The organism is Arenimonas malthae CC-JY-1, from assembly GCF_000747075.1.
Lineage (GTDB): Bacteria > Pseudomonadota > Gammaproteobacteria > Xanthomonadales > Xanthomonadaceae > Arenimonas > Arenimonas malthae.
The window spans coordinates 1-13,124 of record NZ_AVCH01000003.1; the positions used below are offsets into that span (position 1 = coordinate 1).

General features: G+C 67.2%; 16 protein-coding genes. 4 read left to right on the forward strand and 12 right to left on the reverse strand.

Annotated elements, in window-relative coordinates; translation table 11 throughout:
• On the reverse strand, positions 1-547 hold a 547-nt coding region (locus N790_RS01085), incomplete at its 3' end, for a hypothetical protein (protein WP_043799820.1).
• Between the two features lie 117 nt (positions 548-664).
• Here N790_RS01085 and N790_RS01090 point away from each other — a divergent pair.
• The gene (locus N790_RS01090) at positions 665-1,606 is read left to right on the forward strand and encodes a DMT family transporter (protein ID WP_043799822.1); all 942 of its coding nucleotides are present in this window, start codon (positions 665-667) and stop codon (positions 1,604-1,606) included.
• 3 nt (positions 1,607-1,609) lie between these two features.
• On the opposite strand, the gene pepN is transcribed toward N790_RS01090, so the two are convergent.
• Positions 1,610-4,219, reverse strand: coding sequence for an aminopeptidase N (gene pepN, locus N790_RS01095; protein WP_043799825.1), 2,610 nt, complete (start codon positions 4,217-4,219; stop codon positions 1,610-1,612).
• A gap of 69 nt (positions 4,220-4,288) precedes the next feature.
• On the opposite strand from pepN, the gene N790_RS01100 reads away from it, so the two are divergent.
• From N790_RS01100 to N790_RS01110, 3 genes are read left to right on the forward strand one after another with little or no spacing between them, the layout of a single operon-like run.
• Positions 4,289-5,239, forward strand: a complete 951-nt coding sequence (locus N790_RS01100) for a pyridoxal-phosphate dependent enzyme (RefSeq protein ID WP_043799827.1) — start codon at positions 4,289-4,291, stop codon at positions 5,237-5,239.
• Between the two features lie 12 nt (positions 5,240-5,251).
• Positions 5,252-5,680 (forward strand): ketosteroid isomerase-related protein, encoded by a 429-nt coding sequence (locus tag N790_RS01105; RefSeq protein WP_043799828.1) that lies wholly within the window; start codon positions 5,252-5,254, stop codon positions 5,678-5,680.
• On the forward strand, positions 5,677-7,164 hold the full coding sequence (locus N790_RS01110; RefSeq protein WP_043799830.1) for a glycosyltransferase family 39 protein: 1,488 nt from the start codon (positions 5,677-5,679) through the stop codon (positions 7,162-7,164). Before N790_RS01105 ends, N790_RS01110 begins: the two co-directional genes overlap by 4 nt.
• 10 nt (positions 7,165-7,174) lie before the next feature.
• On the opposite strand, the gene N790_RS01115 is transcribed toward N790_RS01110, so the two are convergent.
• The 10 genes from N790_RS01115 to N790_RS15825 form a co-directional block, all read right to left on the reverse strand.
• The gene (locus N790_RS01115) at positions 7,175-7,513 is read right to left on the reverse strand and encodes a tRNA-binding protein (RefSeq protein ID WP_043799832.1); all 339 of its coding nucleotides are present in this window, start codon (positions 7,511-7,513) and stop codon (positions 7,175-7,177) included.
• Between the two features lie 10 nt (positions 7,514-7,523).
• Positions 7,524-7,934, reverse strand: a complete 411-nt coding sequence (locus N790_RS01120; protein WP_043799835.1) for an SRPBCC family protein — start codon at positions 7,932-7,934, stop codon at positions 7,524-7,526.
• Complete coding sequence (locus tag N790_RS01125; RefSeq protein ID WP_043799836.1) at positions 7,931-8,476, reverse strand: YdeI/OmpD-associated family protein; 546 nt, start codon at positions 8,474-8,476, stop codon at positions 7,931-7,933. The genes N790_RS01120 and N790_RS01125 overlap by 4 nt, the downstream gene beginning before the upstream one ends.
• Positions 8,477-8,486: 10 nt before the next feature.
• On the reverse strand, positions 8,487-8,972 hold the full coding sequence (locus N790_RS01130; protein WP_043799838.1) for a VOC family protein: 486 nt from the start codon (positions 8,970-8,972) through the stop codon (positions 8,487-8,489).
• Positions 8,973-8,990: 18 nt separating this feature from the next.
• Positions 8,991-9,311 (reverse strand): quaternary ammonium compound efflux SMR transporter SugE, encoded by a 321-nt coding sequence (sugE, locus tag N790_RS01135; RefSeq protein ID WP_043799839.1) that lies wholly within the window; start codon positions 9,309-9,311, stop codon positions 8,991-8,993.
• Positions 9,312-9,457: 146 nt separating this feature from the next.
• Positions 9,458-9,889, reverse strand: coding sequence for a DUF2267 domain-containing protein (locus N790_RS01140; RefSeq protein WP_043799841.1), 432 nt, complete (start codon positions 9,887-9,889; stop codon positions 9,458-9,460).
• Positions 9,890-9,965: 76 nt separating this feature from the next.
• The gene (locus N790_RS01145; RefSeq protein WP_043799843.1) at positions 9,966-10,427 is read right to left on the reverse strand and encodes a hypothetical protein; all 462 of its coding nucleotides are present in this window, start codon (positions 10,425-10,427) and stop codon (positions 9,966-9,968) included.
• Between the two features lie 54 nt (positions 10,428-10,481).
• Positions 10,482-10,778 carry a hypothetical protein gene (locus N790_RS01150; protein ID WP_156969867.1) on the reverse strand — a complete coding sequence of 99 codons (297 nt, stop codon included), beginning with the start codon at positions 10,776-10,778 and terminating at the stop codon, positions 10,482-10,484.
• A gap of 59 nt (positions 10,779-10,837) precedes the next feature.
• The gene (locus N790_RS15820; protein WP_156969868.1) at positions 10,838-11,230 is read right to left on the reverse strand and encodes a hypothetical protein; all 393 of its coding nucleotides are present in this window, start codon (positions 11,228-11,230) and stop codon (positions 10,838-10,840) included.
• A 1,404-nt stretch (positions 11,231-12,634) separates the two neighbouring features.
• Complete coding sequence (locus N790_RS15825; RefSeq protein WP_156969869.1) at positions 12,635-13,096, reverse strand: hypothetical protein; 462 nt, start codon at positions 13,094-13,096, stop codon at positions 12,635-12,637.
• Between the last annotated feature and the right edge of the window lie 28 nt (positions 13,097-13,124).

The window sequence follows — 13,124 nt, forward strand, 5'->3', positions numbered from 1 at the left end:
GGCCGCCGGACGGCGGCCGCGAATACCCCGGCCGATAGTTCGGGCCCGGGTTGGGCTTGCCGTCGCCGCCGGGGTAGCGGTGGCGGATGCGCTCGCGCTCGTAGTCGTGGTCGCGCTGGCGGTCGATGTTGTAGCCCCGGTCGTGGTCACGATAGTAGTCGCGGTAGTAATCGCGCGAGCGGTAGCCGCCGTACCAGCCCCAGTTGTTCCAGGACCAGTAGTTTCCGAAGCCGAAGCTCCAGCCGGGCGAATAGCTGTAGGGGTAGTACCCACCCCACACCGGCGTGCAACCGTAGTAGCTGCGGCAGCGGTAGCGGTCGAGGCCGTGGAAGGGGGCGTAGCCGTAGCCGTAACCCACGCCGTAACCGTAGTCGTACCGGTAGTCGTCGTAGTCTTCGCCGTAGTAGTAGTCGCCCTCGCCTTCGTAGGCGGGGTAGTAGTAGCCGCCGTCGCGGTAGACCTCGCGACCCTGGTAATAACCGTCGCCGTAGGTGGCGCAGCCGGAAAGCAGCAGCAGCGCGGCCAGGGCGGTGAGAAGTCGTTTCATGGCGGTATCCCCCGGGTTCAGTCGCAGCATCGGCGCGAGGCGGTGAATCCGTGCTTAATTCAGCCCTCGCCCGCATGGTACTGTGCGCGGCCTTCACGCACCGCGAACGGAGTAGTCATGTCCCTGCACCAGGCCTCCGGTCGCTGGAAGTTCGGCCTGGTGCTGGCCCTGGTCACGGCGGGCTGCTGGGCCACCCTGCCGGTGGCGCTCAAACTCACGCTCGAGCAGCTCGACCCCATCACCCTCACCTGGTTCCGCTTCCTGCTGGCGGCGGGCGTCATGCTGGCCTGGCTGGCGGCGCGCGGCGGCCTGGGCGGCTTCGCCAAACTCGACCGCAAGCGCTGGGTCCTGCTGGCCGTGGCCGGGCTGTGCCTGATCGGCAACTACGTGTTCTACCTGCTGGGCGTGCAGCACACCTCGCCGGCGAACGCGCAGCTGCTGATCCAGCTGGCGCCGCTGCTGATGGCGCTGGGTGGCATCGTGGTGTTCCGCGAGCGTTTCAACGCCTGGCAGTGGGCCGGGCTGGCGGTGATCCTGGGGGGCCTGGGCCTGTTCTTCCGCGAACAGCTGGCCGCGTCGCCGGCCGGCGCGGGTGGCCAGGCTTATGTGTACGGCTCGGCGCTGGTGATCGTGGCGGCGGTGGTGTGGGCCGCCTACGCGCTGGTGCAGAAGCAGTTGCTCATGCGGCTGTCGTCGCCGGCCATCCTGCTCTTCATCTACCTGCTGGCCAGCGGCGTGCTGCTGCCGTTCGCGCACCCGTCGGCGCTGCTGGCGCTCGACGGCCTGCACTGGGGCCTGCTGCTGTTCTGCGCGCTCAATACCCTGGTGGCCTACGGCGCCTTCGCCGAAGCACTGGCGCACTGGGAAGCCTCGCGCGTGTCGGCCATCCTGGCCACCACGCCGCTGCTGTGCCTGGGCGCGGTGGCCGCGGTGCACGCGGTGTGGCCCACGGCCATCGCGCCGGAGGCCGTGGGCGTGGTGGGTTACGTGGGCGCCGGCCTCGTGGTGCTGGGCTCGGCGCTCACCAGCCTGATGGGCCAGCGCCGCAACGCCGGCTGAGCCTCAGCCCAGCAGGCGCTGCAGCAGGTCGCGACCGTCGGGCGAGGCCAACTTTCCTTCCAGCGAAGCCAACGCCTCGCGCGCCAGCTCGCGCCGCGGCGACGCCCAGCGCCGCCAGCTTTCGAAGCCGCCCAGCAAACGCGCCGCCACCTGCGGGTTGATCGCGTCCAGCGCAACCACCTGCCCGGCCACGAAGCGGTAGCCCGCGCCGTCGCGGCGGTGGAAACCCAGCGGGTTGCTGCGCGCGAAGCTGCCCAGCAGGGCGCGCACGCGGTTGGGGTTGGCGGGTTTCCACCAGGGCGTGGCCATCAGCGCCTGCACCTCGTCCAGCGCCTCCGGGTCGGGACGGGTGGCGACCAGGCCGATCCACTTGTCGGTCACCAGCGGGTCCTGCGCGTGGGCGTCGCGGAAGGCCTGCAGCGCAGCGTCGGCACCCGGCGCCTGGAAGTGCAGCAGGCAGCGCAGCGCGGCCAGGCGTTCGGTCATGGTGGTGGCGGCATCGAACTGCGCCTGCGCCAGCTTCGCTTCCGGGTCGAGCCGGGTCAGCCAGGCCAGGCAGGCATTGCGCAGCGCGCGCGCCGACATGGCTTCGCCGCCCAGGCCGCCGCGCGCGGCGTCGGCAAGCGCGTCGTAGCGGGCCTGCAGGCCTTCCACCTGTTCCTCGGCCAGACGGTCGAGCAGCTCCTCGCGGCGCGCCACCAGCGTGTCCACGTCCACTTCGGGCAGGGCTTCGGCCAGGGTGTCGAAATCGGGCAGTGCCAGGCATTCGGCCACGAAGGCCGGGTCGGCCGAGGCGTCGGCGAGCAGGTCGGCCAGCGCGTCGCCCAGCGCCGCGGTGGCGGCTTCGGCGTGGGCCGCGCCCAGCAGCGCGTCGGTGGCCAGGCGCTGCAGCAGGTCCCAGCGGTTGAAGGGGTCGCGTTCCAGCCGCGCCAGGCGCGCCAGCTGGTCCACGGTGTAATCGAAGTGCAGCTTCACCGGCGCGGCGAAACCCTGGTTGAAGGCCGGCAGCGGCCGCGCGCCCAGGCCGCGCCAGCGCAGCACGTGGGTGGGCGCCGTGAGTTCGGCCAGGCCGTCGTGCACCACGGCGTCGGCTTCGGGCGGCGCGGTGATGGCGCGGCCAGAGGCGTCGTAGAGCGCGAAACGCAGTGGCACCAGCAGCGGCAATTTTTCCGGCTGGCCCGGCGTGGGCGGCGTGTTCTGCGTGACGGTGAGCGTGTAGTCGCCGGTGGCCGCGTCGAAGGCGTCGGTAACGTGCAGCTCCGGCGTGCCCGCCTGCGAATACCAGCGCGCGAACTGCGCCAGGTCGCGGCCGCTGGCGGCGGCGTGCGCGGCCAGGAAGTCTTCCAGCGTGGCGGCGCGGCCGTCGTTGTCGGCGAAGTAGCGGTCCATGCCGGCGCGGAAGGCCGCCTCGCCCACCAGCGTGTGCAGCACGCGGATGACCTCGGCGCCCTTCTCGTAGATGGTCATGGTGTAGAAGTTGCTGATCTCGCGGTAACGGTCCGGCCGCACCGCGTGCGCCAGCGCGCCGGCGTCCTCGGGGAACTGCCGGCTGCGCAGCAGGCGCACCACTTCGATGCGCTTGAGCGCGCGCGAGTGCAGGTCGGCACTGAACTCGGTGTCGCGGAACACCGTGAGCCCTTCCTTGAGCGAGAGCTGGAACCAGTCGCGCAGGGTCACGCGGTTGCCCGACCAGTTGTGCAGGTATTCGTGCGCCACCACCGATTCAATCGCCAGGAAATCGGCGTCGGTGGCGGTGGCCTCGTCGGCCAGGATGTAGCGGGCGTTGAAGATGTTCAGGCCCTTGTTTTCCATCGCGCCCATGGTGAAGTCCTGGGCGGCGACCACGTTGAACACGTCCAGGTCATAGCAGCGGCCGAAGCGCCGTTCGTCCCAGCGCAGTGAACGCTCCACCGCGCCCAGGGCGTAGGCGCAGCGCGCCACGTCGCCGGGCTCGGCCCAGATGTTGAGCTCGACGCGGCGGCCTTCCATCGTCTCGAGCGTGGAACTCACGCGCTCCATGGCGCCGGCCGCGATGGCGAACAGGTAGGCCGGCGTCGGGTGCGGGTTCTCCCACGTGGCCTCGTGGCGGCCGTCGCCCAGCTCGCGCGTGGACACCGGGTTGCCGTTCGCCAGCAGCACCGGGTAGGCGGCGCGGTCGGCGCGCAGCACGATGCGCCAGCGCGGCATCACGTCGGGCCGGTCGGCGAAGAAGGTGATGCGGCGGAAGCCCTCGGCCTCGCACTGGGTCAGCAGCAGGCGGCCGCTGCGGTACAGGCCTTCGAGCCGGGTGTTGGCGGCCGGGTGGATGCGCGCCCGCGTTTCCAGCGTGCAGTCGGCGGCCACGCCGTGCACGCGCAGGCGGCGGCCGTCGTAGTCGTAGCGCTCCGGCGGCAGCGGCTGGCCGTCGAGGGCGATGGCCAGCAGCTCCAATTCCTCGCCGTCCAGTTCCAGCGCTTCGCCGGGCTGGGCCGGGTCGGGCGACAGGGCCAGGCGGGCGGTCACTTCGGTGGCGTCGGGGCCCAGCTCGAACTGCAGTTCGGCGGACGGAATGCGCCACGCGGGCGGGCGGTAGTCGGCGAGGTGGATAAATCCGTCGCCCCGGGGAAGGCTCATCGGGTGCGGGTTTCCGAAAGGTTTAACAGGTCTCTTGTTAGGCTATCACGCGCCTCCGGAACGCCCGACATGACCCTCGACCTGCCTTCATTCAGCGACGTGCTCGCCGCCGCCGCCCGCATCGCCCCCTACGCCCACCGCACGCCCGTACTGCGCTCGCGCTCGCTCGACGAACTCACCGGCGCGACGCTGCATTTCAAGTGCGAGAACCTGCAGCGCGTCGGCGCCTTCAAGTTCCGCGGCGCCTGCAATGCCGTGTTCGCACTCGACGAAACCACCGCCGCCCGCGGCGTGGTCACCCATTCCTCGGGCAACCACGGCGCCGCGCTGGCGCTGGCCGCGAAGTTGCGCGGCATCCCGGCGCACGTGGTGGTGCCCGAGGGCGCGGTGGCCAGCAAGCTCGCCGCCATCGAAGCCTACGGCGCCGTCATCCACCGCTGCGCGCCGAACATCGCCGCGCGTGAAGCCACGGCGGCGCGGGTGCAGGCCGAGACCGGCGCCACGCTGGTGCACCCCTACACCGACCCGTTCGTGATTGCCGGCCAGGGCACGGCCACGCTGGAACTGCTGGCTGAAACCGGCCCGCTCGACGCCCTGGTCACCCCGCTGGGCGGCGGCGGCCTGGTCTGCGGCAGCGCCATCGCCGCCCACGGCCTGCGCCCCGGCCTGGCCGTGTTCGGCGCCGAACCCGAGGGCGCCGCCGACGCCTACGAATCCCTGCGCCGCGGCCAGCGCGTCACCGACCTCGTGCCCGACACCATTTGCGACGGCCTGCGCGGCACGATTGGCGAGGAAAACCTGGCCATCCTGCGCGCCGAAGCCGTGCGCGTGCTGTTGGTGTCCGACGCCGAAACCGTGGCCGCCATGCGCCTGGTGTGGAGCCGCCTGAAGCAGGTCATCGAACCCTCCTGCGCCACCGTGCTGGCCGCCGTGCTGCGCTACCCGGAACACTTCGCCGGCAAGCGCGTCGGCCTTATCCTTTCGGGGGGCAACGTGGACCTCGATGCCCTGCCCTGGTGACCAAGGAGCCCCATGATCGTCGACGGAAACCGCCAAGCCGACCGCGCCATCGAACTGGTGCTGGCCTATTACGCCGCCTTCAACCGCGGCGACCGCCCCGCCATGCTCGACCTCCTGGCCGAAGACGTGGCCCATGACGTGAACCAGGGCGCGCGCGAAACCGGCAAGGCCGCCTTCACCGCCTTCTTGGGCCGCATGGACCGCAGCTACCGCGAACAGCTGCGCGACATCGTGGTGATGGCCAACCAGGCCGGCGACCGCGTGGCCGCCGAATACGTGGTGCACGGCGAATACCTGGCCGACGACACCGGCCTGCCGCCCGCCCGCGGCCAGAAGTACGTGCTGCCCGGCGGCGCCTTTTTCGACATCCGCGACGGCCGCATCGCCCGCGTGACGAACTACTACAACCTCGAAGACTGGATCGCGCAGGTTTCGAAGTGAGTTCCGCGCCGGCACGCTGGTTCGCTTCGCCGGCGCTTCGGGTGGCGCTGGTGACCCTGCTGCTGGCCTTCGGGCTGATGGGCGCGCGCGCCATCTGGGACCCGGACGAGGGCCGCTACACCAACGTCGCGCTCACCATGCTCGACACCGGCAATTTCGTGGACCTGTCGCGCCACCACGAAACCGGGCACTGGACCAAACCGCCCGTCACCTACTGGGCCATCGCCGCCAGCGTGGCGGTGTTCGGCCAGAACCCGTGGGCGGCGCGCCTGCCCGCGGCGCTGGCCTTCCTGGCCTGCACCTGGCTGGCCTGGCGCCTCGCCCGGCGGCTGCAGCCGGGCACCGAACACATGGCCGCGCTGGCCTTCGCCACCATGCTGCTGCCCTTCGGCGCGGCCAACCTGATCACCACCGATTTCGTGCTGGCCGCCTTCCAGGCCCTGGCCATGTGGGCCTGGGTGGAATCGCGCTTCGGCCCGCCCGAACGCGGCGGGCGCTGGTTGCTGTTGATGTGGGTGGCCTTCGCCGTCGCCTTCATGACCAAGGGCCCGCCGGCGCTGCTGCCCCTGCTGGCCGTGGCGGCGATGCAGTGGCTGGTCCCCGAACCCGCCGCCGGGCGCGCCCGCGCCTGGTGGACCGGCGCGCTGGTGTTCGTGCTGCTGGCCCTGCCCTGGTACCTGGTGGTGGTGCTTCGCCACGAAGGCCTGCTGGGTTATTTCCTGGGCACGGAAGTGGTGGCGCGCATCGCCAGCGACAGCCTGCACCGCAACCCGCAGTGGTACGGCTGGCTGCTGGTGTACGGCCCCACGCTGCTGCTGGGCACCCTGCCCTGGACCGGGGCTCTTCTGCGCGCCGCGCGATCCGGCCTGGCCCGCGTGCGCGCCTGGGGCGACGCCGCCGTGCGCCAGGCCGAGGCGCCGCACCTGTTCCTGTGGGCCTGGGTGTTGCTGCCGCTGCTGGTGTTCTGCATCGCGCGCTCGCGACTGCCGCTGTACGTGCTGCCGCTGTTCGTGCCGCTGGCACTGCTGGTGGCGCGCCAGCGTTTCGCGCAGGGCCTGGGCCTGCCGCGCCTGCGCTGGCTGGCGGTGTGGGTGGCGGTTCTGCTGGCGCTGCGCCTGGCCAGCGCGCTCTGGCCTTCGCACAAGGACGCCGGCCGTTGGGCCGAGGAACTTGCCGCACGCGCCGGGGGCCCGGTGGACGAAGTGATCTTCGTCGAGGACATGGCCCGCTACGGCCTGCACCTGCACATGAACGCCAGCGTCGAGAAGATCTCGCTCGACCCGAAACCCAAGCCCGAGTTCGGCGCCGAGTTCGATTCGAACTTCGCCGGCGAGCTGATGGAGCGCGAGCGGGCGCTGTGGGTGTGCAAGCAGCCGCTGTTCCCAGAGCTGCGCGAACGCGCCGCCGCGCTGGGCTTCGAGCTCGAGCCGCTGGGCGACACCCACGAAGGGCGCGTGGTGTTCCGGGCGAAGCCGCGGGAGTAAGCCGCGGCTTTCAAAGCAGCCGCGTGCCCAGCGGCACGTCCTGGTCGGGCACGCACAGCGCCACGTCGCCGCGCTCGTTGTGGAAACCCGTGACCAGGCACTGCGACATCAGCGGCCCCACCTGCTTGGGCGGGAAGTTCACCACCGCCACCACCAGTCGGCCCACCAGGTCTTCCGGCTGGTAGAGCGCCGTGATCTGCGCGCTGGATTTGCGCACGCCAAGTTCCTCGCCGAAATCCACGTGCAGCACGTAGGCGGGTTTGCGCGCTTCCTTGAAGACCTCGGCGGAAACGATCCGGCCGACGCGCAGTTCGACTTTCAGGAAGTCTTCGAAGGTGATGGTTTGCATGGGGTCGGGTTCAAGCCAGGGCTTCGGCGTGGGCCTTGAAGCGGTCCAGGATGGCCTGCCAGCCCTCGCGCTGCTGTTCGATGGAATGGGTCTGCTCGGCGTCGAAGCTGACGCGGACGTGCACGCCGGCGCTGCTTTCCGTGAATTCCACCCGGGCCTTGCGATCGCCGAAGTCGTATTCGATCAGCCGCTCCGGCAGCACCTGCGTGTAGGTGCCCTCGAAGTCGAAGCCGAAGCTGCCGTCCTTGGCTTCCATGCGCGAGCAGAAGGCGCCGCCGGGGCGCAGGTCGACGCTGGCGCGGGTGGTGTGCCAGTCGTCGGAAGCCGCGTTCCACGCCATGATGTCGTCGGGCGTGGTGTAGGCGCGCCATACCGTGGCGAGCGGGGCTTGAATGGTGGTTTCAACGGTGATGCGGCTCATGGTTCTTTCGCCTTGGGTGAGGTGAATGCCTTGCTGTAGAAGCCCGAGGGGTCGAAGCAGCACACGCGGCGCTTGCCCGAGGCCAGCATGTCGCAGGCGTCGGCGATGCGCTTGCCGCGGGTGCGGGCCTGCTTCGCGCTGGTGATCCAGTGGATCCAGTCCAGGCGCGCCACCGGGGTCGTGGCGTGCCAGCCTTGGTTCGCTTCCGGATTCGCCCGGAGGGCGTCGGCCAGGTCTTCGGGAACCGCGGGCTCCGGCTCCTCGGCCACGGGTGCCACTTCCACGGTGACCAGATCGCCGGCGCGCACGCCTGCGGCTTCCAGCAATTCCCCATCCACCCGGAGCCAGTGGCTAAGCTGGCCGTCCGGCTCCAGCGTCTGGCGGAAAGCGACGCCGTTGAGTTTGCCGTCCACGGTGGTCCGGCCGCGCCTGGGAAGCGCGTCACTCACCGCTTTGGGCAGGACTAGGAACGCCCAGTTCTCCGGCCCCGGCTCGGCAGGCTGCTGCAATCGCGCTTCGAAGGCGGAGGCGGCTGGTGCCATGGTTTGGGTTCTATCCGCGCACCGCCGCCTCGATGGCGGCGATGTCGATCTTGCCCATGGTCATCATGGCTTCGAAGGCGCGTTTGGCGGCGGCCGGGTCGGAGTGCGTGATCGCCCGGGTGAGGGCGACGGGCGTGATCTGCCACGACACGCCCCACCTGTCCTTGCACCAGCCGCAGGCGCTGGCCTGGCCGCCATTGCCGATGATGGCGTTCCAGTAGCGATCGGTTTCAGCCTGGTCTTCGGTGGCCACCTGGAACGAGAAGGCTTCGTCCTGCTTGAACGCGGGCCCGCCGTTGAGCCCCAGGCACGGGATTCCCATGACACTGAATTCGACGGTAAGCACGTCGCCCTGCTTGCCCGAGGGGAAGTCGCCGGGCGCGTGGTGCACGGCGCTGACGAAGGTGTCGGGAAAGACGCTGGCGTAGAACCGCGCCGCCGCTTCGGCGTCGCGGTCGTACCAGAGGCAGATGGTGTTCTTGGCTGGTTTCGCCATGGCGTTCTCCGGCGTGGGTCAGGTGGCACTCGAGAGCTTGAGCCCGACGATGCCGGCCACCACCAGCACCAGGCTCACCACCCGCAGCATCGTGGCGGGCTCCTTGAACAGCACCATGCCGGCAATGGCCGCGCCGACGGCGCCGATGCCCACCCAAACGCCGTAGGCGGTGCCCAGCGGCAGGCTGCGCATGGCGAGGCTGAGCAGGTAGAAACTGCCGGCCATGGCGCCGGCGGTGAGCAGGCTGGGGCCAAGGCGGGTAAAACCTTCCGTGTACTTCAGGCCGACGGCCCAGACCACTTCAAGCAAACCAGCGAGAACGAGATAGAGCCAGCTCATGGGGAGACTCCGCGGTCGGCAGGGTCGTCCCTGCGGGGGAGTAGGCGCCGGGGTCGTCCCCGGTGGGTCGGAGCATGCCACGCGATGCAGGCGCGGTGCAGTACGTTCCGTCTTGCGCGACGTCCAGGCTGGGTTTGAAGCAAGACTCAGGCCACACCGTCGCCAGACCAGTATTTCGCCGCTTCAGGCGGAAGCTCCGCGAGAACCCGATCGAACTCGGCCTGGTCGACCCGGCCCCGCAGCGCACGGGCCACTGCGGCTATCGCGTTCTGCGGCGAGAAGTTGTGCGCAGGCCTGACGGACCGGACTTCCTCCAGCAGCTGCGCCTCCGTGCCAAAGCCTGCCACCGCCTGGTCGGGGTTCCATTGCTCCAGGAACAGCGCCCGGATCACCGGCGGGAGAACCGCCGAGAACTGGATGACCTGCCTGACCGTGAGGCGGCGGCGGAAGGTGTGGAGCACGCCGACCACCATGTTCCAGGCCATGTTGGTCGTGGCAAGGCCGGCATGATCACGAGCATCCACGAGGAATCGCTCGAATTCCAGTGATGCGTTCTGGTACTGGAATGGCAGGGTCATTGTCGGAGGCCGATGCACCCCGGGGCCACAAAGCTGGCGATGGCCGCGGCAACCAGAGAAGCACCCTTAGATTTCATCAATAACTCCCTGAGTTGGGGTGCCGGCCTGGACGAACTTTCACGCCTGCGCCCACCGAAAAGGCGGCAGCTGAAAGCAGCCCGTAGATGGAGCCGGGCACGATGGCTTTCAGTGCCGCCTGCTGCGCAATCCACCGCGCCAAGTCCTGGTCATTCATCTGGGGCCAGTAGTTGGATTGCAGCGAATAGAAGCCGAGGGCAATGCCGCCAACCAAGGGGCCGGCCAGGCACAGGTAGGCCGCATTGAGGTGGCCAATCCTGCGAAGCCACAGGGCGAAAGGCAGTTCGACGATTAGCGCTACTGGCGCCGAGATGAGCACGCCCATGATGAGAACCAATAGTGGTGGAACCATGATGCTTTCCGAGGAGAAGGCCATCAGGAAAGACATCAGGAGCGGCACGAAGAGGATCGATGCCAACAGGCCGATCCACAGGGGGCGGGAGTGCTGGGCGGTATCCATGCGGGCCTGAAGCCTGGGTTGAGCCGCGTCGATGGCGGCGGCTTGAATCAATGGTCAGGCGGCCACGACGGGTGCGACGAGGGCGCCGAAGTAGAACCCCGCCACCACAGCAGCCGCCACGGCGGGCCTCCCTGGCTTTCCCGGAATGCTGCCGAGCAAGACCAAAGCCCCCAGAGCGAGCTCCACAAACAACCACAGCATAACCAATGCCAGGCCGGCCAAGGCGTTCCCCGACCAAGGCGCGTACAGGGCAAGCGCGGCGCCCATCGCGGCAGCCAGAATCGTGACCCCCAGCACCTGCGCGGCCAATAAGGCCCGGGAGACGCAACTCGATGTTTCGCTGCTGTGCATATGCCGCTTGACGCCTGAGTTAGTCCGCGTCGCGTGGCGACGTTGGCCTGAATGATCAATTAGGCATTGGAAGAGCTGCCGGGAACCCATCTGAGCGCGCATCCCGCGGACACACCGAGGCCCATAGAAGAGGCTAGAACTGTCCACTGAATTGCCGCGATCGACCGTGAGAAGGATTGAATACGCGGGCCAAAAATCCCGGACAGGACCAAGCCGATCCCAATATATGTGCCAAGGTCGATAACAGCATGGAGGACGGGACGATCACGCCGGCGGAACGCGAAGATAGCGAACACAGCAAAGCCAAGCACGAAGGACAGCATCAGACCCATCAGTAGTCCGAAACTGCCAATCGGAAGAAACAGTCCTTCGATCAAGCCGCCAGCGATCTGCGCAACAAATAGACTTGCAACGAGAGTCGAAACTGCAGTCCAGTTCACGTTGAACTCCATCCAATGTCTAACGCCTGAGTTGAGCCGCACCGAAGGCGTCGGCCTGAGTGAACAGCTAGAAGCCAGCCCAGCTTACAAAACGTTGTTTTGCGTGAAATCGCGTGTCACCGGAGTCCTCGACCGTGGTTTGGACAGTAAGGACATTCTCGTCTTCGCGAGAGACGGAAATTGTGTACTTGCGCCTTGGGTAGAACCTATTCCTGACCACTTCCGTTGCTGACTCACCCTCAGAGATCACGAACACTGCCATTGCATGATCAGGCCGCGACTTGGGACTGAGCGAATCCTTTACCACCACGACAATTGACGCTTCATCCGGCGTCGTTGTCTCATTTGCCTGTACATACGTTTCGTAAGCGGTCGGCGCGCTCCGGCATGCCCCCAGGAGTACAACAGCCAGTGCTATACAGAATCTCCGCATGATTTCTGACGCCTGATTTAAGCCGCGCGCCGAAGGCGCGTCGGTTTGAATGATTGGTTAGGCCCCGCGGGACCACGGTGCCGTACGAGAAACGTTGCAAATGGCCCCAGACCAAAGGCCTAAGTGGCCGCGATCAACACTGGAGAAGATGCCCTCAATCAGGATGTATTGATCGTTCAATTTCTCCGGAACGGCGTTGCCGACCCAAAGTCCGTTGGGGCTAAGCCTATTCCGGAAATCGTTCTCGGCCAAATAGATGGCCGAATGCTCGAAGGAGCCATGATAAAAACCAAGTACTCGCACCGATCGGCCATGGAACCTCTCAGGATTCCCAAGCAAGGTCGCGATCGACACAGTCTCCGGATCTGCTACCTCCAGGCGGCAAACATCCTCCTGAACAGGGGTCTCATCGGACGTCGACGCAGCGCAACCCGCCAACCCCAGTGCCAAGAGCGCGAGAATTCTAACGAGCATTTCCTAACGCCTCAGTTAGGCCGCGTCGCGGAGCGACATCGGCTTGAATGACTAGTTAGGGGGCGACCCGCTGCGCTGCCCCCGCCAAAGCGAAGAATGGGCCATTTGCATCGGTTCCCTCAATCGGACTCAGATCTACACCTCGATATTGCGGGTCAAACCGAACGCCGTTACAAGCCGCGGCAGCCGACATCGCCTCCCGAATGAACTGACGGCAGGGGGACTCCAACAGCTCTCGGCGACTTGCGTCGCTCGGCGTGGGTCCGTTGGTGTAGAGGGTGCACATGAAGTACGAAGTGTTGCCCTCTACCCGCTGAGTGGACTGGATGTGGTGCGGGGAATGGACAATTGAAATCTCGACCTCGCAGAGCTGTTCTGCGCCATCTCCATGAGTGGCGCAAGCGCTCAGAATCGCCACAACTCCGACCGCAAGGACTTGCATCCAGCCCCCTAACGCCCAAGTTAAGCCGCGTCGCGGAGCGACGTCGGCTTGAATGAACTGTTAGGCCTCACTTGGCGATGCCAGCGAGGCCAGTGAGCTTGTCCAACACGTCCTGACAGGCCTGATGTAGTTGCGGGTATTTGTCCTGGCCGAGGTACGTGCACTCATGCACCAACATGTTGCGATAGCTGACAGCGTACCCAAACTTTCGCCACGTATCCGGGCCAAAGAAGACGCTAGGGCTGTTGTGGCCACAACTAGAAAGGAACTCAGTGATAAGACTCTTTACCTCTCGGTCCCGATACCTGGCATAGAGTTGTTTGAGCTGGTCCTTGGTGCGACCGTTGGCATGCATTGCTAGGGACCGCGACAATGCCTCAACCGCTGAAACATACGTCACTAGCAAGTTGGGGCCGTGGGTCGGATTGGCCAAGCGTTGGGAAATAACATTGAGACGCTGGCGAGGAAGCGAGCCAACGTAAGCTGCCCGGATCTGCTCTAGCTCTTTGACGTAATCCGGATCAGTCATGGGTGAGGCCTAACGCCTGAGTTAAGCC

Bases quoted from the DNA above. Each gene is read 5' to 3' on its own strand.
- N790_RS01090 (WP_043799822.1), top strand. From the start codon at position 665: ATGTCCCTGCACCAGGCCTCCGGTCGCTGGAAGTTCGGCCTGGTGCTG.
- pepN (WP_043799825.1), bottom strand. From the start codon at position 4,219: ATGAGCCTTCCCCGGGGCGACGGATTTATCCACCTCGCCGACTACCGC.
- N790_RS01100 (WP_043799827.1), top strand. From the start codon at position 4,289: ATGACCCTCGACCTGCCTTCATTCAGCGACGTGCTCGCCGCCGCCGCC.
- N790_RS01105 (WP_043799828.1), top strand. From the start codon at position 5,252: ATGATCGTCGACGGAAACCGCCAAGCCGACCGCGCCATCGAACTGGTG.
- N790_RS01115 (WP_043799832.1), bottom strand. From the start codon at position 7,513: ATGCAAACCATCACCTTCGAAGACTTCCTGAAAGTCGAACTGCGCGTC.
- N790_RS01120 (WP_043799835.1), bottom strand. From the start codon at position 7,934: ATGAGCCGCATCACCGTTGAAACCACCATTCAAGCCCCGCTCGCCACG.
- N790_RS01125 (WP_043799836.1), bottom strand. From the start codon at position 8,476: ATGGCACCAGCCGCCTCCGCCTTCGAAGCGCGATTGCAGCAGCCTGCC.
- N790_RS01130 (WP_043799838.1), bottom strand. From the start codon at position 8,972: ATGGCGAAACCAGCCAAGAACACCATCTGCCTCTGGTACGACCGCGAC.
- sugE (WP_043799839.1), bottom strand. From the start codon at position 9,311: ATGAGCTGGCTCTATCTCGTTCTCGCTGGTTTGCTTGAAGTGGTCTGG.
- N790_RS01140 (WP_043799841.1), bottom strand. From the start codon at position 9,889: ATGACCCTGCCATTCCAGTACCAGAACGCATCACTGGAATTCGAGCGA.
- N790_RS01145 (WP_043799843.1), bottom strand. From the start codon at position 10,427: ATGGATACCGCCCAGCACTCCCGCCCCCTGTGGATCGGCCTGTTGGCA.
- N790_RS01150 (WP_156969867.1), bottom strand. From the start codon at position 10,778: ATGCACAGCAGCGAAACATCGAGTTGCGTCTCCCGGGCCTTATTGGCC.
- N790_RS15820 (WP_156969868.1), bottom strand. From the start codon at position 11,230: ATGGAGTTCAACGTGAACTGGACTGCAGTTTCGACTCTCGTTGCAAGT.
- N790_RS15825 (WP_156969869.1), bottom strand. From the start codon at position 13,096: ATGACTGATCCGGATTACGTCAAAGAGCTAGAGCAGATCCGGGCAGCT.